Consider the following 25,404-nt stretch of genomic DNA (forward strand, 5'->3'; position numbering starts at 1 on the left):
GCATGCGCCTGATCATCGTTAGCGGTCGCTCCGGCTCCGGGAAGAGCACCGCCCTCGATGTGCTTGAGGACAACGGTTTCTACTGCATCGACAACCTGCCAGCCGGGCTGCTGCCTGAACTGGCTGAGCGCGCACTACTGCACACCGAACTGCTGCATCCGCAGGTCGCAGTGTCGATTGATGCCCGCAACCTGCCGAGCCACCTCAAGCGCTTTCCCGAGCTGCTTGAAGAAGTTCGCGCACGGCACATCAAGTGCGATGTGATCTACCTGGATGCCGACGAAGAAACCCTGCTCAAGCGCTTCTCGGAAACCCGCCGGCGCCACCCGCTGACCAACGAGAGCCGCTCGCTGGCAGAAGCCATCGCCGATGAAGCGCTGCTGCTAGGGCCGATCATCGACCTGGCCGACCTGAAGATCGACACCACTCACCTCAACCTGTATCAGCTGCGCGACAGCCTCAAACTGCGCTTGCTTAACCAACCCGAGCCGGGTACCGCGTTTCTGCTGGAGTCCTTTGGTTTCAAGCGCGGCATGCCGGTGGATGCTGATCTGGTATTCGATGTGCGCTGCCTGCCCAATCCCTACTGGAAGCCGGACTTGCGCGACTTCTCCGGCCTCGACCAGCCGGTAGTCGACTACCTCTCGGCCCAGGCCGATGTCGAAGACATGTACCAGGACATCCTCGCCTACCTGACCAAATGGCTGCCGCGCTTTGCCGCCAGCAACCGCGCCTATGTCACGGTGGCGATTGGCTGCACGGGCGGTCACCACCGCTCGGTGTACCTGGCCAACCGCCTGGGGGAAACCCTCAAACCCATCCTGAAAAACGTTCAGACTCGCCACCGCGACCTCAGCTAAGGAATTGCCGCGATGCCCGCCTGCGAAATCACCATTATCAACAAGCTTGGCCTGCACGCCCGTGCGGCGGCCAAGTTTGTCGGCGTCGCTGGGCGTTTTCCCTGCCAGGTTAAGGTAGGCCGTACGCCGGAGAGCCTGGTCGACGGCAAAAGCATCATGGCAGTAATGATGCTCGCCGCCGGCAAAGGCACACCGGTGCACCTGCACACCGAAGGCGAGCAGGATAGCGAGGCGCTACAGGCCCTGAGCGAGCTGATCAACAACTACTTCGACGAAGGCGAATAGCTGATCGAGAGGCAGTAAAAAGGGGTTGAACGCTTACGCGACAGCCCCCTTTTTCATACAAGCGGAATCAACTACCCGCCACCGTCATACGCTCAATCAGCACCGAACCTGTACGGATATTGCTGCGCAGTTCCAGATTATTACCGACTGCAACAATCTGCTTGAACATGTCGCGCAGGTTGCCGGCAATCGTGACTTCCTGAACCGGGAACTGGATTTCGCCATTCTCAACCCAGTAGCCACCGGCACCGCGCGAATAATCACCGGTGACCATATTCAGGCCCTGGCCCATCAGCTCGGTGACCAGCAAACCACGCCCCATGCGCTTGAGCAGCGCTTTCTGGTCTTCATCGCCATGGCTTACAAACAGATTATGCACCCCACCGGAGTTGGCGGTGCTGGGCATACCCAGCTTGCGTCCGGAGTAGGTGCCGAGCACATAGGACAGCAGCTCGCCGCGCTCGACAAAGGATTTTGCATAGGTCGCCAGACCGTCGCCATCAAAGGCAGCGCTGCCCAGCGCACGGGGGATATGTGGGCGCTCATCCAGTGTCAACCACGTAGGGAATAACTGCTGACCTAGTGTCCCTTCAAGAAACGACGACTTGCGGTACAAATTGCCGCCGGAAATAGCCGCGAGAAAACTACCAAACAGGCCACCCGCTAATTCTGCAGCGAACAGCACTGGCACTTCGCAGGTCGGTACCGGACGCGCACCCAACCGGCTTACCGCACGCTCGGCGGCACGACGACCAATGCTGCTGGCATCGGCCAGCAACTCGCCCTGGCGATTAACGTCGTACCAATAGTCGCGCTGCATCTGCCCGCCGTCTTCGGCGATCATCACGCAGCTCAAGCTGTGCCGCGTGCTGGCGTAACCACTGATAAAGCCATGGCTGTTGCCATAAACCCGGCAGCCTTGATGGGTATTCAGCGTGGTGCCGTCGGCGTTCTTGATCCGCTGGTCTGCGGCAAAGGCCGCGGCCTCGCAGCTCAAAGCCTGCTCGATGGCCTGCTCCGGGGTGATCGACCAAGCGTGATAAAGATCTAGCTGCGGCAACTCGCGGGCCATCAGCGCGGCATCGGCCAGGCCAGCGCATTCGTCTTCGGAGGCATGCTTGGCAATCGCCAGGGCCGCCGCGACGGTCTCGCGAATCGCGGCTTCACCACTGGCCGAAGTGCTGGCCGAGCCCTTGCGCTGACCGACATACAGGGTGATACCGAAACCCTGGTCGCGGTTGAACTCGACTGTTTCCACATCACCCTGACGCACCGTGGTGGACAAGCCCTGCTCCACCGAGACGGCAACCTCGCAGGCACTCGCGCCCTGCTTTTTAGCCTCGGCAATAATCTGCTCCACCTGCGCCTGTAAATGCGGCACAGCCTGCGGGCCGACGATATCTACTGCACTCATAAGAACTCCTGAACGATAAGCGGCAAACGCGGCCACACAGGCCAGACGCTTACAGCTGGAAACTTGCTGCTATCATGTCGGCGTTTTCCACTGGACCGCCACCATGTCTGAATACCTTGACGACGACTTCTCCGGCGAGAAGAGCAAAACCCAGATCAAGCGCGAGTTTCATGCGCTGCAGGATCTGGGGCAACGCCTGACTACCCTGAAACTTGATCTGCTGAACAAACTGCCGCTGACCGACGAGCTGCGCCGCGCGCTGGCCGAAGCGCCCAAACACACCGCCAATGCCGCAAAGAAGCGCCATGTGCAGTTTATTGGCCGCTTGATGCGCGATCAGGACATCCCAGCCATCCTGACCCTGCTTGACCAGCTGGATGCCTCCACCCGCCAGTACAACGAACGCTTTCATAACCTGGAGCGCTGGCGTGACCGTTTGCTCAACGGCGACGACGACACCCTGGAAAAATTTGTCGGTGAATACCCCGACGCCGACCGCCAGCACCTGCGCCAGCTGATCCGTCAGGGCCAGCACGAACTGGCGCAGAACAAAGCGCCTGCCGCGTCCCGCAAAATCTTCAAATACATCCGCGAACTGGACGAAACCCAGCGCGGCTTGCGCTAGACCAGCACATCGATTGGGCTGCGCAACGCTCAACCCAATCGACGATTTTTAGCTGCCTGTCCCGCCCACCGTAATCGCATCAATCTTCAGCGTCGGCTGGCCGACGCCAACCGGCACCGATTGGCCATCCTTGCCGCAGGTGCCAACGCCGCTGTCCAGCGCCAGGTCGTTACCAACCATCGACACTCTGCTCATGGCTTCCGGGCCATTGCCGATCAGGGTGGCGCCTTTAACCGGGGCGGTGATCTTGCCGTCCTCGATCAAGTAAGCCTCGCTGGTGGAGAACACGAACTTGCCGCTGGTGATATCCACCTGGCCGCCGCCGAGGTTAGCGCAGTAGATGCCCTTCTTCACCGAACGGATGATTTCTTCCGGGTCGCTTTCGCCGGCCAGCATGTACGTGTTGGTCATGCGTGGCATAGGCAGGTGCGCGTAGGACTCACGACGACCGTTACCGGTGCAGGCCACGCCCATCAGGCGGGCATTCAGCTTGTCCTGCATGTAGCCCTTGAGCACGCCGTTCTCGATCAGCGTGGTGCACTGGGTCTGGGTGCCTTCATCGTCCATGCTCAGGGAACCACGGCGCTCGGCCAGGGTGCCATCGTCGACGATGGTGCACAGGCTGGACGCCACCTGCTCACCCATGCGGCCGCTGTAGGCCGAACTGCCTTTACGGTTGAAGTCGCCCTCCAGGCCATGACCGACGGCCTCGTGCAGCAGCACGCCAGACCAACCGGCGCCCATCACTACGGGCATCGTGCCTGCTGGGGCTGGAATCGCTTCCAGATTGACCAGCGCTTGACGCAGCGCCTCACGGGCATAGCCCATGGCGCGCTCTTCGTTATTGCTGGTCTGTTCGAGGAAGTAGCGGTAATCGGTACGCCCGCCGCCGCCTTGGCTGCCGCGCTCGCGACGACCGTTCTGCTCGACGATCACGCTGACATTGAAGCGCACCAGCGGGCGAATGTCCGCGCCCAGGCTGCCGTCATTCGCCGCCACCAGAACGCGATCCCACACCCCGGCCAGGCTGACCGAGACCTGCTTAATGCGGGGATCAAGGGCGCGTGTGGCAACGTCGATGCGTTTAAGCAGCTCGACCTTTTCCGCCCGTCCCAGCACATCCAGCGGGTTGTCCTGGGCATACAGCGGTTTGACCAGCGGGCTGCTGAACGCTTGCACACGACCGTTCTGCCCGGCACGAGCAATCGAGCGAGCCGCTCGCGCAGCCTGACTCAGGGCATCGGCAGTGATCGTATTGCTGTAGGCAAAACCGGTTTTCTCACCCGACTGAGCGCGTACACCGACACCCTGATCGAGGTTGAAACTGCCTTCCTTGACGATGCCGTCTTCCAGCGCCCAGGTTTCTGAGACCTGGCTCTGGAAGTACAGGTCGGCCGCATCGATTCCCGGCCCGGCCAAGTCAGCCAGGACCGCAGGCAGGTGCTCAATGGTCAAGCCGCCCGGCCCCAGCAGATGTTCACTGACGGATACCAACATACTGTTCATTGCTCAATCTCGTTGATGACTGTTGCACCTGGCAGCCGTGGTTCGGCTGCCGCAAAAAATCGTTTATGCCGCGCCACCGGCATGCGCTGGCGGATCGCCGCCTGCTCGGCTGCATCCCGTTCGGCCAGCAGCACCCCCGGCCCCTGCGGCAGCTCCGCGAGCACGCGACCCCATGGATCGACCAGTGCTGAATGACCAAAGGTTTCGCGCCCGCCGGGATGGGTGCCGCCCTGTCCAGCCGCCAGCACATAGCACTGGGTTTCGATGGCTCGCGCGCGAGTCAATATCTGCCAATGTGCCGCACCGGTAACCGCAGTAAAGGCCGCCGGCGCGCAGATCAGCTCGGCACCGGCTGCGCGCAGGGCACTGTACAACTCGGGAAAGCGCAGGTCATAGCAAACGGTCATGCCCAAGCGCCCGACCGGGGTATCGGCAACCACGACCTGAGCGCCGAAGGCGTAATCATCCGACTCGCGGTAACGGCCATGGCTGTCGCTGACATCCACATCAAACAGGTGCAGCTTGTCATAACGGGCCACGCGTTGGCCGGCATTATCGATCAGCAGGGAGCAGGCATGCGCCTTGGCGTCGGGCTGGCCATCCGGCGGTAAGGGCAAGGTACCGGCGACAATCCACAGGTCCAGGTCACGGGCGGCTTGTTGCAACCAAGGAAGAATCGGTCCCTCGCCCAACGCTTCGGCGCGCCCCAGCGCGGCCTGATCACGCCGGCCCATGGCCGCGAAATTTTCCGGCAGCACGGCCAATCGCGCACCTTGTGCGGCAGCCTGCTCAAGCAACTGCCGAGCCTGTGCCAGATTGGCCAGCACATCGGCCTGGCTGACCATTTGAATGACAGCGAAAGTCATGACTGCCTTTATCTCAATGTCGGTATGGCTTCAGCTTACAAGCCATACCCGCAGACTGCACGGCTGCATATCAGTCATGCACGGTTTACTGAGGTTTTTCGAAGGGTTTGTCGAAGCTGATGTCCGGATTCTGCCAGGCACCCTTGACGTCGTACTGCACACTGGCAAAGCGCGCCACGCGGTCACCCAGCAGCTTATCGGCGATAAACAGCGCACCACCGATGGCCGGCGCACCGACTATCAGCGCAGCCAGTGGCAGGTTGTTGGTCACCGGTAAGGTCACCAACAACTTGGCATCGATACGGTCATTGGCCATATCCAGGGTGCCATTAAGCTCCAGATTGCTCGATGGGCCTTCAAGGGTGATCGGCTCACGGGTCACGAATACACCGTTGTCGGCCACCAGTAACCCTTTGACCCGGTCATAGCTCAGGCCCTTGCCAAGCAGGTCGGAGAAGTCCAGGCGCAGGCGCCGGCCGATCGAGTTGAAATTCAACAGGCCGAAAACCCGCAACGCCGAAGCCGGCCCCTCCACCTCGGAGAACTGGCCTTTGCGCAGCGAAGCATCCAGCGTACCGCTGAAACGCTTCAAGCCGAACCAGGCCGGCGAGCCGGGCCAGTCACCCTCAACATCCATATGGAAGTCACGACTACTGGCAGTCGGTGCAAAGCCCCAGGCAATCAGTACATCGGCCAGATCGGCACCGCCCATACGGCCCTTGTAGCTCGTGCGCACGCCATTTGCGGCGTTTAGCCAGGTGGCGCGGCCGCCAATCTTCAGGCCTTTGAGGTTGAGGTCCAACTCGTTGAAATGCACACCGGCACTGACCGGGCGCGCCTTGAGCGACCAGCTGCCCAGCGGTTCGATGCCTTGATAGACCTCGGCGATCCGCACGTCCAGCGCCGGGAAACGGCTCGGATCGAAACTGGCCAGCGGATCGGGCGCATCGACTATAGGCTCGCCGGCGATTTTCTTCTCTGCCGCTGGTAAGCGCAGATAGTCGAGTGTCAAAGTAATCGGCAGCTCACGGGCATCCGGCAAGCCGACCTGGCCTTTGAGCTGAGGGCTGTCGAGGCTGACTGCCCAGGTGGCAGCCTCACGCTGAACCGCGACCTCCAGCGTATCGAGGCTAATGCCAAAGCCGCTGAAACGTCCAATACGCAGCTGCGCATCCTTGAACAGTCGCTGTGCATCACCGATCGGCACGCTGGCATAGGGCTGCAACACCGCCTGCCAGGCCGACCAATCCAGCTCTGCCACGCGCCCACGCACGCGCAAGCCTTGGCTGGTAGGCAGGCTGGCTGGACCATCGGCCAAGCGAATCTCACCACGCCCCTGATTGAACTGGCCTGGGCTAGCAGCGAAGGTCAGGCTCAGTAAATCGGCGTAATCCAACCAGTAGCGCTGCTCACGGCCGCCCAGGCTCATGCGCCACTGCGTCGCCCGCGCCTCGGTAGCGGCCTTGCCGAACGGTGCCGGCAAGGCCACCGTCGCGCCTTTAAGGGATGAACTCACGCGCAGTTGACTGTCGGCCCCCTCGAGAATCAGGTTGAGGCGATACGGCAGCGTACCGCTGATGGGCAGCGGCTGGGTCACCCCCAGCCAAGTGCTCAGTTCTTTGACGGCAATCTCTCCGCTGGCCTCAATACGGCTGCGTGCTTTACCTCGCGCACCCTCGGCCAACGCTTTGCCGCGCACCGCATGCCCCAGCACCTGGGCACGAATATCCGGGGCGCTCAGGCCACTGGCGGTGTTGTAACGGAAGGCGCCCTGCAACTGACTGAATTGCAGCGGCGGGTTGGGCAAGCTGAGTTGTGCGCTTTCAGTAGCGAAATCCACCACCACTGCCGGAGCTAAGCCCTTGCGCAGCGGCAGATCGAGTTTGAGCTTACCGGCCAGCGCACCAGCACCCGCCCATCCCGAAAACGTTTCGGCAGTGCCTATCGGCGCCTGTTGCAGGATATGCAGGGCATCCTCAACATTGCTGCTCAGCTCACTAGTCAGCAACAGGCGCGGCGGCTGGCCCGGCAATGCCGTCGCAATCAATGCCTGAGCATCGCTCACCTGGCTATCGAGAATGCGCCCTTCGGCCAACTCAACGCGTACGCCGGTGTCCTCGATCAAGACGCGACCACGGCCTTCACGCAGGGCTGGCCAGCCGGGCTGAAAGGCCAACTCGGCATCATGCACAGCAAAGAACAGGCTGATGCTGCGCGCAGCATTTTCTGCACCTTTGTTCAGCGAACCCTGGTATTGGAAATAGCCTTCATCCACCGCGCCACCCCGGATGGCACTTTTCAACCAGGCATCCAAGTCGGCACTCATGCCCGGCGCACGGCTTGGCAGGTATTTCTCGGTAAAGCGCGCATCGCCGTTGCGCAGACCGACACGCAGGTCCATGTAATCTTCCTGCGTCGGATCAACACGCAGGCGGATGAGGAAGTCACCGGCGACCGGCCCCTCCTCGCCCTGCACACGCAGGTAAGGGCTGCGTAAGGTGAAGGCGTGCTCGTCAATCTGCCAGGTCAGCAAGGCGTTGGTTTTCTGGTAGACCCAAGGTTTGGGGAACAGGGTGTCGAGGTGTAGGGAAAAATCTTCGCTGTCGAGGCGTAACTCACCCTGACCGAGATCACCGCTGATGCTGCCGCTGACATTTTCTGCGGCCGGCGAGCCAAGGTATGCGGCAAAACCGATGCGTTCCAGATTGGCCGAGAACTGCAGGCGTTTGCCATCACTCAGCCGCGGCCGGTAGTCGAGTTGAAGATTGCGCAGCGCGCCATGCGGTTTGAGTTGCTCAAGCAGCGCCAGCCCCTTATCCGGCAGTGGTGCAAGCCCTGCCACCAAGGGCTGAAGCGGCGCCAGATCAAGGCGATCAGCACTCAGCAACCATTGTTCCTGTACTTCTGCGCTCTCTGCCTGCTGGGTCAATGCAAGACGGACATCGCCCCAACGCTGTTCACCCCGACTGAACGCCAGATCATCCAGGAACAGCTTGAAGCCTTGCTCGGTGCGGGTGAAGTAAGCATTCAGCGCCAGATTATTCAGCGCCACCGACTCGCGCTCGGCGTAGCCGGCCTTGAGCTGCGGCACATGCAGGCGACTGACAGCCCGCTGCATGCCGCCATTGGCCCAGCTCAGCCAGACCTCACCACCGAGCTGCAACTGCTCAAGCCGCCATTGCGCCAACAGGCTCGTCGGCACCCAGGCCGACCAATCGCTCTGCGGCAGGCTCAGATACAGCTCGGCTTGGGCGTCTTGCCAGTGCTTGGCGTTTATACGCGTGCGCAACTGCAGGGCAAGCGGCTGGCCATCGGGCAACAGCAGGCGGCCGTCCAGGCGCTGGCGCGCGCTGCCATTACGCAGGGTGAGGTTTACATAGGTCAGGGTTCGTGCCGGCTGATCGAAGGCCTGTATGGTGACTTGGCTGTTAAACAGCGACAGGCGCTTGAGCATCTGCGACTGTGTCAGCACCTGAGCCAGATCAAGCGGCACGGGTTCATTGCGTTGCGGTAAGCCCTTGAGCGACCAGCTGCCGTCTTCAGCTTGCTGCACGACCAGCCGCACGCCATCCAGCTCAAGCCGGGCAATGCGCAACTGTCGCGCCAGCAGGCTAGCCAGCACATCAGGCACTACGCGCACCTGATCCAGCTGCAAGGCGCCGGCACCCTCACCGAGCGCAACATCGTGAGCGGTAAGTACGGGTGAAAAACCCTGCCAGAGGCCTTCCAATTCACCGATCTGCACCGGCATGGCCAACGCTTCACGGGCCTTGTCTTCGGCTTCCAGACGGTATTCGGCGACCAGCGGCACCAGCTCGCGCCCGAGGCTGACATACAGCGCCGCCAATACCAGCGTCAAAGCGCACAGCCCCAATGCCGTACGCAGCAGCAAGGTAACCCAGCGCGCCAACGCGGCCATTCAGTTCACGCCCAGGCGGTAAACGCGCATATCAGAGCAGCACCACATCGTACTGTTCCTGGGAATACATGGTTTCAACCTGGAACTTGATGGTGCGGCCGATAAAAGCTTCGAGATCGGCGACGTTGCCCGACTCTTCATCGAGCAGGCGGTCGACTACTTTCTGATTGGCCAACACGCGATAACCTTCCGGTTGATAGGCCCGCGCCTCACGCAGAATTTCGCGGAAGATTTCGTAGCAGGTGGTCTCCGCCGTTTTCAGCTTGCCGCGCCCCTGACAGGCGCTGCATGGCTCGCAGAGCACCTGTTCAAGGCTCTCGCGGGTGCGTTTGCGGGTCATCTGCACCAGGCCCAGCTCGGTAATGCCGATGATATTGGTCTTGGCGTGGTCGCGCTCCAGCTGCTTCTCCAAGGTACGCAGCACCTGGCGCTGGTGCTCTTCATCTTCCATGTCGATGAAGTCGATGATGATGATCCCGCCGATATTGCGCAGGCGCAGCTGGCGAGCAATCGCTGTTGCGGCTTCCAGGTTGGTCTTGAAGATGGTCTCTTCCAGCGTGCGGTGGCCGACGAACGCACCGGTATTCACATCAATGGTGCTCATCGCCTCGGCTGGATCAATGATCAGGTAACCACCGGACTTGAGCGGCACCTTGCGCTCCAGCGCCTTCTGGATTTCATCCTCGACGCCATACAGATCGAAGATCGGCCTTTCACCCGGATAGTGCTCCAGGCGGTCAGCGATTTCCGGCATCAACTCATCAACGAACTGAGTGATCTTGCCGAAGGTTTCGCGCGAATCGACGCGAATCTTCTCGATTTTCGGGTTAACCAGGTCACGCAGGGTGCGCAGCGCTAGAGACAGGTCTTCATAGATCACCAGCGGTGTCGGGCCGACCTTCATCTGCGTGGCGATCTGTTCCCACAAGCGGCGCAGGTAACGGATGTCTGCAAGGATCTCATCGGCACCGGCACCGTCAGCCGCGGTGCGCAGAATAAAACCACCGGTTTCCTCGATGCCTTCTGCCGCCACGCAATCTGCCACCACCTGTTTGAGGCGCTCGCGCTCGGCTTCGTCTTCAATTTTCAGCGAGATGCCAACGTGGGCGGTGCGCGGCATATACACCAGGTAGCGCGAAGGAATCGACAGCTGGGTGGTCAGACGCGCGCCCTTGCTGCCAATCGGATCCTTGGTCACTTGCACAACCAGGCTCTGGCCTTCATGCACCAGAGCGCTGATGCTTTCCACCGCCGAGCCTTCACGGGTGGAAATTTCCGCCGCGTGAATAAATGCTGCACGTTCGAGGCCTATATCGATAAAAGCCGCTTGCATGCCCGGCAGTACGCGCACCACTTTGCCTTTGTAGATATTGCCGACGATGCCACGCTTCTGCGTGCGCTCGACATGCACTTCCTGCAGTACGCCGTTTTCCACCACCGCCACGCGCGATTCCATCGGCGTGATGTTGATCAGGATCTCTTCACTCATGCGCTCATCTCTTCTGAGATAAAGCTGAAAGCCCAGGGACTGCGCCGTTAATGGCGGTCACTCACCCGCGACCCGCAACCTCTTGACTGTGAACTGGCAGCGACTGCCAGCACGGAATAGCAAATTCTGCGAGCAAGGCGGCAGTTTCACACAGCGGCAAACCCACCACCGCCGAATAACTGCCCTGCAACTGGCTGACAAACACCGCAGCCAGGCCCTGAATACCGTAACACCCGGCCTTGTCCTGCGGCTCGCCGCTGACCCAGTAAGCCTCGATTTCGGCTTGGCTCAACGCGCGGAAGGTGACCTGGCTTGTGACCACCCGCGACGCTTGGCGTTCGCGGCTGACCAGCGCCACGGCCGTCAGCACCTCATGGGTTCGCCCAGACAGATCACTGAGCGTCGACAACCCATCGGCGCGGTCGGTCGGCTTGCCAAGAATTCGTCCATCAAGCACCACAGCCGTATCTGCACCGAGCACCACGGCATCCGCGTTATCGGTCAATGCAGCCAGCCCAGCTTGCGCTTTGCTAAGCGCCAGACGCTCTACATAGGCGATTGGCGACTCGCCTGGCAATGCATTTTCATCAATCGGTGCGATTTGCGTGAGGAAGGGCACAGCAATTTGCGTCAACAGCTCGCGGCGACGCGGCGATCCGGAGGCGAGATAGAGTGTGGCCATGCTGACTTCTCCCTGTCGGATAAACGCAAGGCCCAGCGGCCTTGCTTAATTGACGCCCAGACGCTGATGCAGCCCGCGCAGCAAAGTGCAGACCCAAGGCCAGAGCAGCGCACTGACCAACGCCGGCAAGACAAAGGTCAAGGTTGGCGGGCGACTGCCGGTCAGCGCGTTCAGCCACAGCTGCACCAGCTGCGCCAAACCGAACACCACCAGCAGCACGGTGCTTTGCTGCCACATGGGGAACATGCGCAGACGCTGATGCAGGGTCAGCACCAGAAAAGTAATCAGAGTCAGGATCAGCGCATTTTGGCCGAGCAAGGTGCCATTCAGCACATCGGCTAACAGGCCAATAACCCAGGCCGTAGTCATGCCCACACGATGCGGCACAGCCAAGACCCAGTAAGTCAGAAACAACGCCAACCAGAGCGGCCGCCCCAGCTCCATGAACTTGGGCATGCTCGACACGCTGAGCAGCAGCGCCACGGCAAGTGTCAGCCAGACCACCCAGATATTGCTTGATCGTGCGGCCATTATTGCGCAGCCTCCGGCGGATTGGCGGGCGCTGCGGGTGCGGGGGCCGCAGGTTGTTCGGGTTGCGCCTGCTGCAGAATTTCACGGTCCAAGGCTTCCTGCGCCTGCGCTGACTCAGTGGCGCGCTGCTCCGGCGTACGCGGATCGGTGAACACCAGCAACATATAGCGGCTGCGGTTCAGCGTGGCCGTGGGCACTGCACGGACAATCGCAAAAGGCTGACCGGAGTCGTGGATCACTTCGGACACCATGGCCACCGGATAACCGGCCGGGAAGCGCTGGCCAAGGCCAGAGCTGACCAGCAGATCGCCTTCTTTGATATCCGCCGTGTCAGCAACATGGCGCAATTCCAGGCGCTCCGGGTTGCCGGTGCCACTGGCGATGGCGCGTAGGCCGTTGCGATTGACCTGCACGGGAATGCTGTGGGTGGTATCGGTCAGCAGCAGTACACGCGAGGTGTAGGGCATGACCTCGACGACCTGACCCATCAAGCCGCGGGCATCCAGCACGGGCTGACCCAATACCACACCGTCTTTTTCACCCTTGTCGATCAGGATCCGGTGGGTAAAGGGATTGGGGTCGATACCAATCAGCTCGGTGGCCAATACATCGTCGTCAACCAAAGCGGCCGAATTGAGCAGCTCGCGCAGACGCACGTTCTGCTCGGTGAGCGCAGCGAGCTTCTGCAGGCGACGCTGCATCATCAACTGCTCGGCCTTGAGCTTTTCATTTTCGGCGGCAAGCTCGTTACGCGTGCTCAGCTCCTGGGTCGCGCTTTCCCACACCCGAACGGGCAGCCGACCAACCCAATACACAGGTTCAACAATCAGCCCTAGTTGGGCGCGCAACGGATGCAGCAAAGTGAAGCGCGCGTCGACCACCATCAGCGCAGCCGACAACACGGTGAACACCAACAGGCGCACACCCAGCGAAGGACCTTTGGCAAATAGCGGTTTGATCGGCAGCTCCTCACAGCGTCAGGCAGCAAAACAAAGCTGCAAGCGAGTAGAACCCGGCTTGCAGCTCAAGACGTGGAGCGGTCGCGCTTATTCCGAGGACAGCAAGTCCATGGTGTGGCGATCCATCATCTCCAGCGCCTTACCACCACCGCGTGCAACGCAGGTCAGCGGGTCTTCAGCGACGATAACCGGCAGCCCGGTTTCCTGCGACAGCAGTTTGTCCAGATCACGCAGCAGGGCGCCACCACCGGTCAACACCAGGCCACGTTCGGCAATATCGGACGCCAGCTCTGGCGGCGATTGCTCCAGCGCGCTTTTCACCGCCTGGACGATGGTCGCCAGGGATTCCTGCAGCGCTTCGAGCACTTCGTTGGAGTTCAGGGTGAAGCTGCGCGGTACGCCTTCAGCCAGGTTACGGCCGCGCACGTCAACTTCACGCAGCTCACCACCGGCGTAGGCCGTGCCGATTTCCTGCTTGATGCGCTCAGCGGTGGATTCACCAATCAGCGAACCGTAGTTACGACGGACATAAGTGATTATCGCTTCATCGAAACGGTCGCCACCAACACGCACAGACTCAGCGTAAACGACACCGTTCAGGGAGATCAGGGCGATTTCAGTGGTACCACCACCGATGTCGACGACCATCGAACCGCGGGCTTCTTCAACCGGCAAACCGGCGCCGATAGCAGCGGCCATTGGCTCTTCGATCAGGAACACTTCACGGGCACCGGCACCGAGGGCCGATTCCCGGATGGCACGGCGCTCCACCTGGGTGGATTTGCACGGTACGCAGATCAGCACGCGCGGCGACGGCTGCAGGAAGCTATTTTCGTGAACTTTGTTGATGAAGTACTGCAGCATCTTCTCGCAGACGCTGAAGTCGGCGATCACGCCGTCTTTCATCGGACGAATGGCGGCAATGTTGCCGGGGGTACGGCCGAGCATGCGCTTGGCTTCGGTTCCGACCGCCACAACGCTCTTCTGGTTACCGTGGGTACGGATGGCGACCACGGACGGCTCGTTCAGCACAATGCCGCGTTCGCGAACATAAATCAGGGTATTGGCAGTGCCCAGGTCAATCGACAGATCGCTGGAAAACATGCCACGCAGTTTTTTGAACATGGGATAGGGACCCTAGGCAACGCGTGGGTAAAGGCGAAGCGCGGTAAAGGCGCTGCTAAAAAGTGCGGCAAACTCTAACAACGGCAGGGATTTTGAGCAAGGCACCAATATGTTAGATTGCCGGTTTTTCAGGGCTTTAAGGCCCATCATCGCGACCTTTGACCACCACCTGTCACTATCTGTTCCCTGCGCACCTGTGCATGGCGACCCGTTCACATTTCCAAAGGCGGCCAGCAAATGCGCTGCTTCATATAGGGAGAAACCTGATGGCGCTTGAACGCTCCGACGTGGAGAAAATCGCTCATCTGGCCCGACTGGGCCTGAATGAAGCCGATATCCCGGGTACCACCGAGACCCTCAATAACATTCTTGGCCTGATTGATCAGATGCAAGCGGTCAATACTGACGGCATCGAACCACTGGCTCACCCACTGGAAGCCACCCAGCGCCTACGCGCCGACAAGGTCACCGAACGCAACCAGCGCGAGGCCTATCAGGCCATCGCACCCGCCGTGGAAAACGGTCTGTACCTGGTTCCGAAAGTCATCGAGTAAGGGATAAGCCAAGCCATGCATCAATTTACCCTGGCCGAGATCGCCCGCGGACTCGCCGACAAACAGTTTTCGTCTGAAGAGCTGACCCGCAGCCTGTTGGCGCGCATCGCCCAACTCGACCCGCAGCTCAACAGCTTTATCACCGTCACCGAGGAGCTGGCCCTGAGCCAAGCCACTGCGGCTGACGCCCGCCGCGCCAACGGCGAGAGCGGCGCCCTGCTCGGCGCACCAATCGGCCACAAGGATCTGTTCTGCACGCAAGACGTGCTGACCAGCTGCGCCTCAAAGATCCTCACCGGTTTCAAAGCCCCCTATAACGCCACCGTGGTCGAGAAACTCGCCAGCGCCGGCACCGTGACCCTGGGCAAGCTGAACATGGACGAATTCGCCATGGGCTCGGCCAACGAATCCAGCCACTACGGCGCGGTGAAAAACCCCTGGGACCTGACCCGCGTACCGGGCGGCTCTTCCGGCGGCTCGGCTGCCGCAGTCGCCGCGCGCCTGCTGCCTGCAGCGACCGGCACCGACACCGGCGGCTCAATCCGTCAGCCGGCGGCGCTGACCAACCTCACCGGGATCAAGCCGACCTACGGCCGTGTGTCGCGCTGGGGCATGATTGCCTATGCGTCCAGCCTCGACCAGGGCGGCCCACTGGCCCGCACGGCTGAAGACTGCGCACTGATGCTGCAAGCCATGGCCGGTTTCGACACCAAGGACTCCACCAGCGTCGATCAGCCGGTTGACGACTACCTGGCCGCCCTCAGCCAACCGCTGAATGGCCTGCGCATCGGCCTGCCGAAGGAATACTTCGGCGCGGGCCTCGATGCACGCATCGGCGAGAAGGTGATGACTGTCGTCGAGGAGCTGAAAAAGCTTGGCGCCAGCGTCAAGGAAATCTCCCTGCCGAATATGCAGCACGCCATTCCCGCCTACTACGTGATTGCCCCGGCAGAGGCCAGCAGCAACCTCTCGCGCTTCGACGGCGTGCGCTTCGGCTACCGCTGCGAGAACCCGGTAAACCTGGAAGACCTCTACAAGCGTTCGCGTGGCGAAGGTTTCGGCGCAGAAGTGAAGCGCCGCATCATGGTCGGCACTTACGCGCTGTCCGCCGGCTACTACGACGCCTATTACCTCAAAGCGCAGAAGATCCGCCGCCTGATCAAGAATGACTTTGTCGCAGCCTTTAATGATGTCGACGTGATCCTCGGCCCCACCACGCCAAACCTGGCCTGGAAGCTCGGCGAGAAGAACAACGATCCAGTCGCCGCCTACCTGGAAGACATCTACACCATCACCGCCAACCTGGCCGGCATCCCCGGCCTGTCGATGCCTGCCGGCTTCGTCGATGGTCTGCCGGTCGGTGTGCAACTGCTCGCCCCTTACTTCCAGGAAGGCCGCCTGCTCAACGTCGCCCATCAGTACCAACAGGTTACTGACTGGCACATACAAGCTCCGGCTGGATTCTGAGGACGACTGATATGCAATGGGAAACCGTAATCGGGCTGGAAATTCACGCCCAGCTCAGCACCCAATCGAAGATTTTTTCCGCCAGCGCCATCGCCTTTGGCGCCGAGCCCAACACCCAGGCCAGCCTGGTTGACCTCGGCATGCCTGGCACCCTGCCGGTACTGAACGCCGAAGCGGTGCGTATGGCCTGCAAGTTCGGCCTGGCGATTGATGCCGAAATCGCCCCGCACAACATCTTTGCGCGCAAGAACTACTTCTACCCGGACCTGCCCAAGGGCTACCAGACCAGCCAGATGGATCACCCCATCGTTGGCAAGGGCTTCCTCGACATCACCCTGGAAGACGGCACCCAGAAGCGCATCGGCATCACCCGCGCGCACCTGGAAGAAGACGCCGGTAAGAGCCTGCACGAAGACTTCCACGGCATGAGCGGCATCGACCTCAACCGTGCCGGCACGCCGTTGCTGGAAATCGTATCCGAGCCGGACATCCGCTCAGCCAAGGAAGCGGTGGCCTACGTCAAGGCAATCCATGCGCTGGTACGCTACCTCGGCATCTGCGACGGCAACATGGCCGAAGGCTCGCTGCGCTGCGACTGCAACGTCTCGGTGCGCCCGGTTGGCCAGGCCGAGTTCGGCACCCGCGCCGAGATCAAGAACGTCAACTCGTTCCGCTTTATCGAAAAAGCCATCAACCATGAAGTGCAGCGCCAAATCGAACTGATCGAAGACGGCGGCAAAGTGGTGCAGGAAACTCGCCTGTACGACCCGAATAAGGACCAGACGCGCTCCATGCGCAGCAAGGAAGAAGCCAACGACTACCGTTACTTCCCCTGCCCGGACCTGTTGCCGGTGGTGATTGAGCAGAGCTTCCTCGACGAAGTGCGCGCCACTCTGCCGGAGTTGCCGGTCGAGAAGCGCGCACGTTTCGAGCGCGAGTTCGGCCTGTCCGCCTACGACGCCGACGTACTGGCCGCCAGCCGCGAACTGGCCAACTACTTCGAGGCCGTCAACACCGTGTGCGGCGACGCCAAACTGGCCGCCAACTGGGTGATGGGCGAGCTGTCCAGCCTGCTCAACAAGGACAATCTGGAAATCGACCAGTCGCCGGTTTCCGCCGAGCAGCTGGGCGGGATGATCCTGCGCATCAAGGACAACACCATCAGCGGCAAGATCGCCAAGATGGTCTTCGAGGCCCTGGCCGCCGGTGAAGGTGCAAGCGCTGACGAAGTGATCGAGAAGAAAGGCCTCAAGCAGGTCACCGACTCTGGCGCCATCGAAGCCATGCTGGACGAAGTACTGGCCGCCAACGCTGAGCAGGTTGAACAGTACCGGGCAGCGGATGAAGCCAAGCGCGGCAAGATGTTCGGCTTCTTCGTCGGCCAGGCCATGAAAGCCTCGAAGGGCAAGGCCAACCCCGGCCAGGTGAACGAACTGCTGAAGAAAAAGCTCGAAGCTTGAGCCTTGTAGCACGACATAACGCCGGGTCTACCCGGCGTTGTTTTGTCCGCCATCCACATTCAGGTACCGCTATGCGCCTGTTACTGATTGCATTCACCAGCTTGCTGCTCAGCGCCTGCGCCAGCCAGGGCCAGGTCGACCCGCAGGGCTATCGCGCCGAGGGCCAGGCGTCCTATTACGGCGCAAGGCACCACGGTAACAAGACCGCCAGCGGCGAACGCTTTGACCAGAATGCACTGACCGCAGCACACCGCACCCTGCCGTTTGGTAGCCGCGTGCAGGTGACCAATCTGCGCAATGACAAGACAGTGGTGGTACGCATCAACGACCGCGGCCCCTACGCCAAGAAGCGTATCATCGACCTCTCGCAAAAAGCCGCCGAACAGCTGGATATGCTGCGAGACGGCGTAGTGCCAGTGCGCGTGGAACAACTGGCCGACTGAACACAGCTGTTTACAAAGAATCCGTAGGCAGCCCAGTCCAGCCTCTGGCGCCAAGCAAGCCGATGATTAAACTAGCGCCACTTTTATGGAGCCCCTTGCAATGACCCTGATGACCTTTGTTTATCTGATCGCAGGCCTGGTGCTGCTGGTTGCCGGTGCCGAGGTACTGGTACGCGGCGCCGCCAAACTGGCCGCGCAATTCGGCATTCCGCCGCTGATCATCGGCTTGACCGTGGTGGCCTTCGGCACCAGCGCGCCGGAAACCGCCGTCAGCGTACAAGCTGCACTGGATGGCAGTGGTGATCTGGCGATTGGCAACGTGGTCGGCAGCAATATCGCCAACGTGTTGTTCATCCTCGGCCTGACCGCACTGATCGCCCCGCTGATCGTATCGCGCCAGCTGATCCGCCTGGATGTGCCGATCATGATTGGCGCCAGCCTGCTGACCTTCGCCCTGGCCTGGGACGGCAGCCTGAGCAAACTCGACGGCGCCATACTGTTCGCTGGCATCGTCGCCTACACCGCCTTCCTGATCATCAGCAGCCGCAAGCAGAAGTCCCTCGAAGATGATGAATTCAGCAAGGAATTCGGCCTCGATGAACCCGTCAAACCCTACGCCTGGGCAATCAATCTGGGGCTGATCATCGTCGGCCTGGTACTGCTGGTCAGCGGTTCCAACTTCCTTGTGGAAGGTGCGGTTACCCTGGCGCGCACGCTGGGTATCTCGGAGCTGGTAATCGGCCTTACGGTGGTCGCCGTCGGCACCTCGCTGCCGGAGCTGGCCACCTCAGTGCTGGCTGCCATCAAGGGCGAGCGCGATATCGCCGTGGGCAATATCGTCGGCAGCAACATCTTCAACCTGCTCTGCGTGCTGGGCCTGGCCTCGATGGTCTCACCGCAAGCCATCAGCGTGGCCGCCAATGCCCTGGCTTTCGACTTCCCGGTGATGATCGCCGTGGCTGTAGCCTGCCTGCCGATCTTCTTCGCCGGCTACCGCATCAACCGCTGGGAAGGTCTGCTGTTTCTGGCCTACTACGTGGCCTATACGGTCTACCTGGTGATGTCGTCGACCGGCCGCCCGTTTGCCGAAATCTTCGGTGACGCCATGCTTGGCTACGCCCTACCGCTGACTGCGGTAACCCTGGTGATCATCGCCGGCCGTGCCTGGCACAAGCAGCGGGGCCAGGAGGTTTAACCGATGAGCGATACCCATGAGCAGGGCCTGAAAGTCCGCCGCGAAGTGATGGGCGATGCCTTTGTCGACCGCGCCCTGGGTAACGCCACGGACTTTACCCAGCCGCTGCAGGACTTCGTTAACGAACACGCCTGGGGCGGTGTGTGGACCCGCGAAGGGCTGGACCGTAAGACACGCAGCCTGATCACGCTGTCGGCGCTTACTGCACTGAAATGCCCGCAGGAGCTCAAGGGCCACGTGCGCGGTGCGCTGAACAATGGCTGCACGGTCGAAGAAATCCGCGAAACCCTGCTGCACTGTGCGGTATATGCCGGCGTACCGGCCGCCATTGATGCCTTTCGCGCGGCCCAGGAAGTGATCGACGACTTCCAGCAAGCCTGATCGCAGCACAACAAAAAGCCGGGCATTGCCCGGCTTTTTTATGCCTGTGGGATGGCTAAATCCAGCCGCCCCACTGCAGTACAAACAGCCCGATATTGGTGGTGATCGCCGCCGCCAGGGTGGTAATAACGATGATCGCCGCCGCCAGCTGATGGTTAGCGCCGGCAGCCTTAGCCATCACGAAGCTGGCCGCTGCCGTCGGGCTGGCAAAGAACAGAAACAGAATGCCTAGTTCAGCCTCGCGGAAGCCGCAGAAGAACGCACCAAAGGTACCCAGCAGCGGCAGCCAGATCATCTTCATCACACTAGCACCCAGGGCCACCTTACCGCTTTCGCGCAGCGATGCCAGCGACAGCGTGGCACCGATACAGATCAGCGCAAGAGGCAGGGTCAGTTGCGCCAGATACTCGCCCGAGGTGGTCAGCCAGGCTGGCAGTCGAACTTGCCAGTAGGCAAACGGTATCGCCGCCAGCACACCGAGAATCAGCGGATTACGCAGAATGTTTTTGCTGATGCTCCACACGCTGGCTTTGGCGTTCGGGCTGTAGATCGCCAGGACAATCGCCGACAGGCTGTTGTAACTGAGGATCACCACGCCACCGAGTACCCCGCCGAGTGAAAGACCGTAATCACCGTACAGACTGGTGGCCAGTGCCAGGCCGATGATGCCGTTATTGCCGCGAAACGCTCCTTGCACATACACGCCACGATCCACCCGCGGCACCCGCCACAGCGCCCAGCCCCATACCAGCAGAAAGCCCACCACCGTCGCCAGCACAAAATAACCGAGTAGCGCCGGCTGGAGAGCGGTGCGCAGATCAGCATGCAGGATGGCGAGAAACAGCATGGCCGGCATGCTGACGTTGAAGACCAGAGAAGTGGCTGTGCTGATAAAGGCGGCGTCGATCTGTCCCAGGCGTTTGAGCATCAGGCCGAGAAACAGCATGGCGAACACCGGCGCAGTGATGCCGAGAATTTCCGAGAAGATTGCAAACATGCGAAGACACTGGGAACGAGAGGTCTGGCGATGATAGCAGGCCAGACTTTCAGCCTGCTTTCAGATCGAGACAAACCCGCAGGCAAGCGCAGACCAACTGCAGACCGGCGAAAGCTGGCTGAAAGCTTGTCTTCGTAGACTCGCCCCACGGCTGACTCGATTCGGCCACCCCGGCTGCCAGCACGCCTGCGCACCTGACAAAAACAACAACGGTAATTGCCATGTTTATTTTGCCGCTCTGCTCGCGCCCCCGCGCGCACCGCCCCCGTCTCCGCCCGACTCGACTGCAACCGCTGCCTCATTAAGGCCGCGCCCTGCTTTCCGCACTCTACCCACCCGGAGACTCGTCATGCTGACTTTCCTTGGCTTTGCCATGGTCATCACCTTTATGTACCTGATCATGAGCAAGCGCCTGTCCGCGCTGATCGCGCTGATCATCATCCCCATCGCCTTCGCTCTGATCGGCGGCTTCGCCAACGACATCGGCCCGATGATGCTCGAAGGCATCAGCAAACTCGCGCCGACCGGGGTGATGCTGATGTTTGCCATCCTCTATTTCGCCATCATGATCGACTCAGGCCTGTTCGATCCGCCCGTGCGCCTGATCCTCAAGCTGGTAAAGGGCGACCCGCTGAAAGTGGCCGTCGGCACCGTGGCCCTGGCGTTGATCGTCTCACTCGACGGTGATGGCTCAACCACCTACATGATCTGCGTCGGCGCCATGCTGCCGCTTTACAGCCGCTTGAAGATGAGCCCGACCATCATGGCCGGCCTGATCATCATGGCCGGCGGCATCATGAACATGACGCCCTGGGGCGGACCGACCGCTCGCGCCGCCAGCGCCCTGCATGTCGACCCCTCAGATGTGTTTGTGCCGATGATCCCGACCATGGTGATCGGGGCCATCGTGCTGTTTGCCGTCGCCTATTTCTATGGCCTGAGTGAGCGCAAGCGCCTGGGCATTCTGCAACTGCCGGACGCTCAGGCCGGCCAGGAGCAGATCAGCGTTTCGCAGTACCCCGAAGCTCGCCGCCCCAAGCTGACCCTGATCAATGCCGCCCTCACCGTGGTGCTCATGACGACGCTAATTGCCGGCCTGCTGCCGATGCCGGTGCTGTTTATGATCGCGTTCAGCATCGCCATGATGATCAACTACCCCTGCCTGCAGCAGCAGAAAGAGCGTATCGCCACCCACGCTGGCAACGTTCTGGCAGTGGTCGGACTGATCTTCGCAGCCGGAATCTTCACCGGCATTCTGTCCGGCACGGGCATGGTCGACGCCATGTCCAAGAGCCTGCTGGCGGTCATCCCTGATGCCCTCGGCCCACATCTGGCGGTGATCACGGCACTGGTGAGCATGCCGTTCACCTTCTTTATGTCCAACGATGCGTTCTACTACGGCATCCTGCCGGTGCTCAACGAAGCCGCCGCCAACTACGGCATCAGCCCAGTGGAAATGGCCCGCGCCTCGATTGTTGGCCAACCGGTACACCTGCTCAGCCCGCTGGTGCCTTCCACCTATTTGCTGATTGGCCTGGCAAAGATCGAATTCGGCGACCTGCAGCGCTTCACCCTGAAATGGGCCGTGCTGATCTGCCTGGCCATCATGCTGGCGGCACTGCTGTTAGGGGTGTTCCCGCTCTTCGCCAGCCTCTAACGACAGGCGTAGAGATACATCGCGGCATCCGGTCAAACCGGCTGCCGCACACGTGCTCAGCGGCGTACCGGACGCTTCTGCAGCTTGCGCTGCAAGGTCCGCCGATGCATGCCAAGGGCACGGGCAGTGGCGGAGATATTGCCTTCATGCTCGCTGAGCACGCGCTGGATGTGCTCCCACTGCAGGCGATCCACTGACATCGGATTTTCCGGCACCAGGCTATCCAGGTCGGCATGCTGGGTCAGCAGCGCGGCCAGCACATCGTCGGCATCGGCCGGTTTGCACAGGTAGTTGCAGGCGCCACGCTTGATCGCCTCCACCGCTGTGGCAATGCTCGAATAGCCGGTGAGAATCACCACGCGCATTTCGGCGTCCAGCTCCAGCAGCTTGGGCAGCAGCACCAGACCGGAATCACCTTCCATCTTCAGGTCAACCACGGCGTAGTCCGGCAGGTCCTGCACGGCCAGGGCAAGGCCTTCCTCAGCGGAACCGGCGGTCGACACACGCAAGCCACGTCGGCTCATGGCCCGCGCCATGACGCGGGTAAAAGTCGGGTCATCGTCAACCAGCAACAGGTGCGGTTGTTCGTCGCCTTCGAACAGGATCTCGTCACTCATACTCAATGCTTCCTCAGGCTCGGCCGTAGGCGCGCGGCAGTTTCAGCTCGGTGAGCGTGCCGCCTTCTTCATGGTTATACAGTTTAACCGTGCCGCCGGCACGGGTGACGCTGGCCTGACTGAGGAACAGGCCCAGACCAAACCCCTTGCCCTTGGTGGTGAAAAACGGCCGCCCCAGCTGCTCGGCAATCGCCAGCGGCACACCGGCACCAAAGTCACGAATGCTAAAGCGCAGCCACTGGTGATCCCAATCAAGGCGAATATCCAGCTTGTCCGGGCAGGCGTCGGCGGCGTTGTTCAGCAGGTTGAGCAACGCCTGGGTCAGATCGGCCGGCGGCATCATTTTTGGAGGGGTGCCACGACCCAGGCATTGATAGCGATAACTGGCTTCAGGGCGCATCAGATGCCAGCGATTGAGCGTGGTTTCCAGCCATTCGACTGACGACAGCTCGATCACTGCCTGACGGCGATCCGCCTCGGCGGCACGCACCAGCTGCTGCAGGGTTTCTTTGCACAGTTTGACCTGTTCCTGCAGCACGGCCAGGTCTTCCTGCAGGGTCGGTTCCTGATGCTCGCGGCGCAGTTCCTTGATCAGCACGCTCATGGTCGCCAGCGGCGTGCCCAATTCGTGCGCCGCACCCGCCGCCTGGGTTGCTACGGCGAGCAGTTGCTGGTCACGCAAGCCTTCTTCGCGGCGCTCAGCGCGCAGCTCTTCCTGACGCCGCAGCTCTTCGGCCATCTTCGCCACGAAAAAGGTGATCAACCCGGCGGCCAAAGCAAAGCTCAGCCACATGCCGTAGATCAGCAGGCTCTCACGCGGGCCGGACGGCAGGTCCAGCGGATGCGACCAGACCAGCAGAAAGGTATAACCGCCCAGCGCCAGCCCCGAGAGAGTAATGGTGTAGAGCCAGGGCAAGGTCGCTGCGGCAATCGTCAGCGGCACCAAGTAATAGGAAACAAACGGGTTGGTCGAACCACCCGAGTAATACAGCAACAGGCTGTGAATGATCAGGTCGCAGCCCAGTTGCACCGCGTACTCCTGCTCAGTCACCGGCCAGGGGCCGCGCAAACGCAGCGCGGTCAGCAGACACAGCACCAGGGAGATGCCGAGGGTGACGCTGAGCTCCAGCCAGGGCAGCGGCAGCGCCCCCGACTTGTACGCCAGCCCCACAGAACCGGCTTGCGCGGCCAGCACCAGAATGCGGATTAGGGTCAGGCGCCAGAGGTTTTGCCGGCTCGCCGACAGTAGCTGCACAGGTGCGAGCATAGAATCTCCAAGATGCTCATTTAGCGAGCCGCAGGAGTATAACCAAGCCTCTCTACGCCTCACTGCGGCAACACGCCGCAGCACGCACCCTGTAGAGCAAGAGAGCACGCAGCCACGCTTATTCGCAACCAGTTGAAGCGCAAGGAATAACTGGCCGTAAAAATGTGGAACCGGATTTAACCCGTTCAGTCTGATAGCTACGTCTACCCTCTGGAAAGCCGCGCATACCCCATGCGCCCATCACACAAAGGAATCGTCATGCTGCCATTGTCCCGCCTCGCCACCGCCCTGCTGCTGAGCACCACCACCCTGTTGAGCGCCACGGCCATGGCCGAAGAAGCGCGCTACAACCAGGTCGCTCTGCGCGCCGAGGTCAATAAGGAAATCGCCCACGACCTGATGCACGTCACCCTCTACAGCGAAGCCCAGGACAGCGACCCAGCCGCCCTCGCCGCGCAGATCAGCAAAACCCTGAATGCCAGCATCGCCCAGGCACGCAAAGTCAAAGGCGTCAGCGTTACCTCCGGCAGCCGTAACAGCTACCCGGTTTACGATGACAAGGGCCAGAAAATCACCGCCTGGCGTGAGCGCGCCGAGCTGCGTCTGGAAAGCGCCGACTTCAGCGCGCTGTCCAAGCTCACCGGGGAAATGCTGCAAACCCTGAAGATGGGCGGGATGAACTTCAGCATCGCCTCGGACACCCGTAAAACCCACGAAGATGCCCTGCTCAAGGACGCCGTTGCAGCCTTCAAGGCCCGCGCGCAACTGGCCACCGAAGCCCTCGGCGGCAGCGGTTACAAGCTGGTCAGCCTGAGCCTGAACACCGGTGGTTTCCAGCCACCCATGCCGATGCGCATGGAGGCCATGAAAGGCGCGGCGATGATGGATGCGGCGGTGACGCCGGAGATAGAAGCCGGCACCAGCCAGGTCAACATCAACGCCGACGGTGTGATCGAAGTGCAGATGCCATAAAAACTGCTACAAACAGAAGCAGCGCCGTTATCCGACGATAGCGGCGCTTTGCCATGCTTTTCTCGCACTTTTATAGATATGCGACACCAACATACTGTTGCGTCGTCATTCCTGTTCTCTCTGCGACATGCCA

Annotated in this window: 23 protein-coding genes; 11 read left to right on the forward strand and 12 right to left on the reverse strand. The window is 61.1% G+C overall.

The annotated features are described in order from the left end of the window. The first annotated feature begins 2 nt into the window (after positions 1-2). Positions 3-860, forward strand: a complete 858-nt coding sequence (gene rapZ / locus BLO50_RS17960) for an RNase adapter RapZ (protein ID WP_090255514.1) — start codon at positions 3-5, stop codon at positions 858-860. 12 nt (positions 861-872) lie between these two features. Next, positions 873-1,145 (forward strand): HPr family phosphocarrier protein, encoded by a 273-nt coding sequence (locus BLO50_RS17965; RefSeq protein WP_090255517.1) that lies wholly within the window; start codon positions 873-875, stop codon positions 1,143-1,145. A 67-nt stretch (positions 1,146-1,212) separates the two neighbouring features. On the opposite strand, the gene pmbA is transcribed toward BLO50_RS17965, so the two are convergent. Continuing rightward, on the reverse strand, positions 1,213-2,559 hold the full coding sequence (pmbA, locus tag BLO50_RS17970) for a metalloprotease PmbA (protein ID WP_090255519.1): 1,347 nt from the start codon (positions 2,557-2,559) through the stop codon (positions 1,213-1,215). A 103-nt stretch (positions 2,560-2,662) separates the two neighbouring features. On the opposite strand from pmbA, the gene yjgA reads away from it, so the two are divergent. After that, entirely contained in the window at positions 2,663-3,184 is a 522-nt protein-coding gene (yjgA, locus tag BLO50_RS17975) for a ribosome biogenesis factor YjgA (protein ID WP_090255521.1), read from the forward strand. A gap of 48 nt (positions 3,185-3,232) precedes the next feature. Here yjgA and tldD read toward each other — a convergent pair whose 3' ends face one another. The 8 genes from tldD to mreB all read right to left on the reverse strand — a co-directional run bounded on the left by tldD (position 3,233) and on the right by mreB (position 14,261). Beyond that, entirely contained in the window at positions 3,233-4,690 is a 1,458-nt protein-coding gene (gene tldD / locus BLO50_RS17980; RefSeq protein WP_090255523.1) for a metalloprotease TldD, read from the reverse strand. Then, positions 4,687-5,556 carry a carbon-nitrogen hydrolase family protein gene (locus tag BLO50_RS17985; protein ID WP_090255525.1) on the reverse strand — a complete coding sequence of 290 codons (870 nt, stop codon included), beginning with the start codon at positions 5,554-5,556 and terminating at the stop codon, positions 4,687-4,689. Before BLO50_RS17985 ends, tldD begins: the two co-directional genes overlap by 4 nt. A gap of 85 nt (positions 5,557-5,641) precedes the next feature. Then, entirely contained in the window at positions 5,642-9,475 is a 3,834-nt protein-coding gene (locus BLO50_RS17990; RefSeq protein ID WP_090255526.1) for a YhdP family protein, read from the reverse strand. A 31-nt stretch (positions 9,476-9,506) separates the two neighbouring features. Continuing rightward, complete coding sequence (gene rng, locus BLO50_RS17995; protein ID WP_090255528.1) at positions 9,507-10,964, reverse strand: ribonuclease G; 1,458 nt, start codon at positions 10,962-10,964, stop codon at positions 9,507-9,509. Between the two features lie 61 nt (positions 10,965-11,025). Continuing rightward, positions 11,026-11,646 carry a Maf family protein gene (locus BLO50_RS18000; protein ID WP_090255530.1) on the reverse strand — a complete coding sequence of 207 codons (621 nt, stop codon included), beginning with the start codon at positions 11,644-11,646 and terminating at the stop codon, positions 11,026-11,028. Positions 11,647-11,691: 45 nt separating this feature from the next. After that, a complete protein-coding gene (gene mreD / locus BLO50_RS18005; RefSeq protein WP_090255532.1) occupies positions 11,692-12,177 on the reverse strand; it encodes a rod shape-determining protein MreD in 486 nt (161 codons plus the stop codon). Continuing rightward, positions 12,177-13,100 carry a rod shape-determining protein MreC gene (gene mreC / locus BLO50_RS18010; RefSeq protein ID WP_244152912.1) on the reverse strand — a complete coding sequence of 308 codons (924 nt, stop codon included), beginning with the start codon at positions 13,098-13,100 and terminating at the stop codon, positions 12,177-12,179. The genes mreD and mreC overlap by 1 nt, the downstream gene beginning before the upstream one ends. Before the next feature lie 123 nt (positions 13,101-13,223). Beyond that, positions 13,224-14,261: a rod shape-determining protein MreB gene (gene mreB, locus BLO50_RS18015; protein WP_090255536.1), complete on the reverse strand. Its 1,038-nt coding sequence runs from the start codon at positions 14,259-14,261 to the stop codon at positions 13,224-13,226. A gap of 266 nt (positions 14,262-14,527) precedes the next feature. Here mreB and gatC point away from each other — a divergent pair, with 266 nt between their 5' ends. The 6 genes from gatC to pcaC all read left to right on the forward strand — a co-directional run bounded on the left by gatC (position 14,528) and on the right by pcaC (position 19,761). After that, positions 14,528-14,815 (forward strand): Asp-tRNA(Asn)/Glu-tRNA(Gln) amidotransferase subunit GatC, encoded by a 288-nt coding sequence (gene gatC, locus BLO50_RS18020; RefSeq protein WP_090255538.1) that lies wholly within the window; start codon positions 14,528-14,530, stop codon positions 14,813-14,815. A gap of 15 nt (positions 14,816-14,830) precedes the next feature. After that, a complete protein-coding gene (gene gatA / locus BLO50_RS18025; protein ID WP_090255540.1) occupies positions 14,831-16,282 on the forward strand; it encodes an Asp-tRNA(Asn)/Glu-tRNA(Gln) amidotransferase subunit GatA in 1,452 nt (483 codons plus the stop codon). A gap of 11 nt (positions 16,283-16,293) precedes the next feature. Next, positions 16,294-17,742, forward strand: a complete 1,449-nt coding sequence (gatB, locus tag BLO50_RS18030) for an Asp-tRNA(Asn)/Glu-tRNA(Gln) amidotransferase subunit GatB (protein ID WP_090255542.1) — start codon at positions 16,294-16,296, stop codon at positions 17,740-17,742. 71 nt (positions 17,743-17,813) lie between these two features. Then, positions 17,814-18,185, forward strand: coding sequence for a septal ring lytic transglycosylase RlpA family protein (locus tag BLO50_RS18035; RefSeq protein ID WP_090255544.1), 372 nt, complete (start codon positions 17,814-17,816; stop codon positions 18,183-18,185). Between the two features lie 100 nt (positions 18,186-18,285). Then, positions 18,286-19,380 carry a calcium/sodium antiporter gene (locus tag BLO50_RS18040; protein ID WP_090255546.1) on the forward strand — a complete coding sequence of 365 codons (1,095 nt, stop codon included), beginning with the start codon at positions 18,286-18,288 and terminating at the stop codon, positions 19,378-19,380. Between the two features lie 3 nt (positions 19,381-19,383). Continuing rightward, positions 19,384-19,761, forward strand: coding sequence for a 4-carboxymuconolactone decarboxylase (pcaC, locus tag BLO50_RS18045; RefSeq protein WP_090255548.1), 378 nt, complete (start codon positions 19,384-19,386; stop codon positions 19,759-19,761). Positions 19,762-19,816: 55 nt separating this feature from the next. Here the strand turns inward: pcaC and BLO50_RS18050 are convergent, their stop codons facing one another. Next, on the reverse strand, positions 19,817-20,758 hold the full coding sequence (locus tag BLO50_RS18050; RefSeq protein ID WP_090255549.1) for an AEC family transporter: 942 nt from the start codon (positions 20,756-20,758) through the stop codon (positions 19,817-19,819). Positions 20,759-21,107: 349 nt separating this feature from the next. Between BLO50_RS18050 and BLO50_RS18055 the strand changes: the two genes are divergently transcribed. After that, positions 21,108-22,415, forward strand: coding sequence for a CitMHS family transporter (locus BLO50_RS18055; RefSeq protein WP_090255551.1), 1,308 nt, complete (start codon positions 21,108-21,110; stop codon positions 22,413-22,415). Positions 22,416-22,471: 56 nt separating this feature from the next. On the opposite strand, the gene BLO50_RS18060 is transcribed toward BLO50_RS18055, so the two are convergent. Both BLO50_RS18060 and BLO50_RS18065 read right to left on the reverse strand, forming a co-directional pair. Continuing rightward, a complete protein-coding gene (locus tag BLO50_RS18060) occupies positions 22,472-23,032 on the reverse strand; it encodes a response regulator transcription factor (protein ID WP_090255553.1) in 561 nt (186 codons plus the stop codon). A 13-nt stretch (positions 23,033-23,045) separates the two neighbouring features. Next, entirely contained in the window at positions 23,046-24,299 is a 1,254-nt protein-coding gene (locus BLO50_RS18065) for an ATP-binding protein (RefSeq protein ID WP_090255554.1), read from the reverse strand. 258 nt (positions 24,300-24,557) lie between these two features. On the opposite strand from BLO50_RS18065, the gene BLO50_RS18070 reads away from it, so the two are divergent. Continuing rightward, positions 24,558-25,271, forward strand: a complete 714-nt coding sequence (locus BLO50_RS18070) for an SIMPL domain-containing protein (RefSeq protein ID WP_090255556.1) — start codon at positions 24,558-24,560, stop codon at positions 25,269-25,271. Positions 25,272-25,404 lie beyond the last annotated feature (133 nt).

This window comes from Pseudomonas peli (assembly GCF_900099645.1).
GTDB classification, from domain to species: Bacteria; Pseudomonadota; Gammaproteobacteria; order Pseudomonadales; family Pseudomonadaceae; genus Aquipseudomonas; species Aquipseudomonas peli.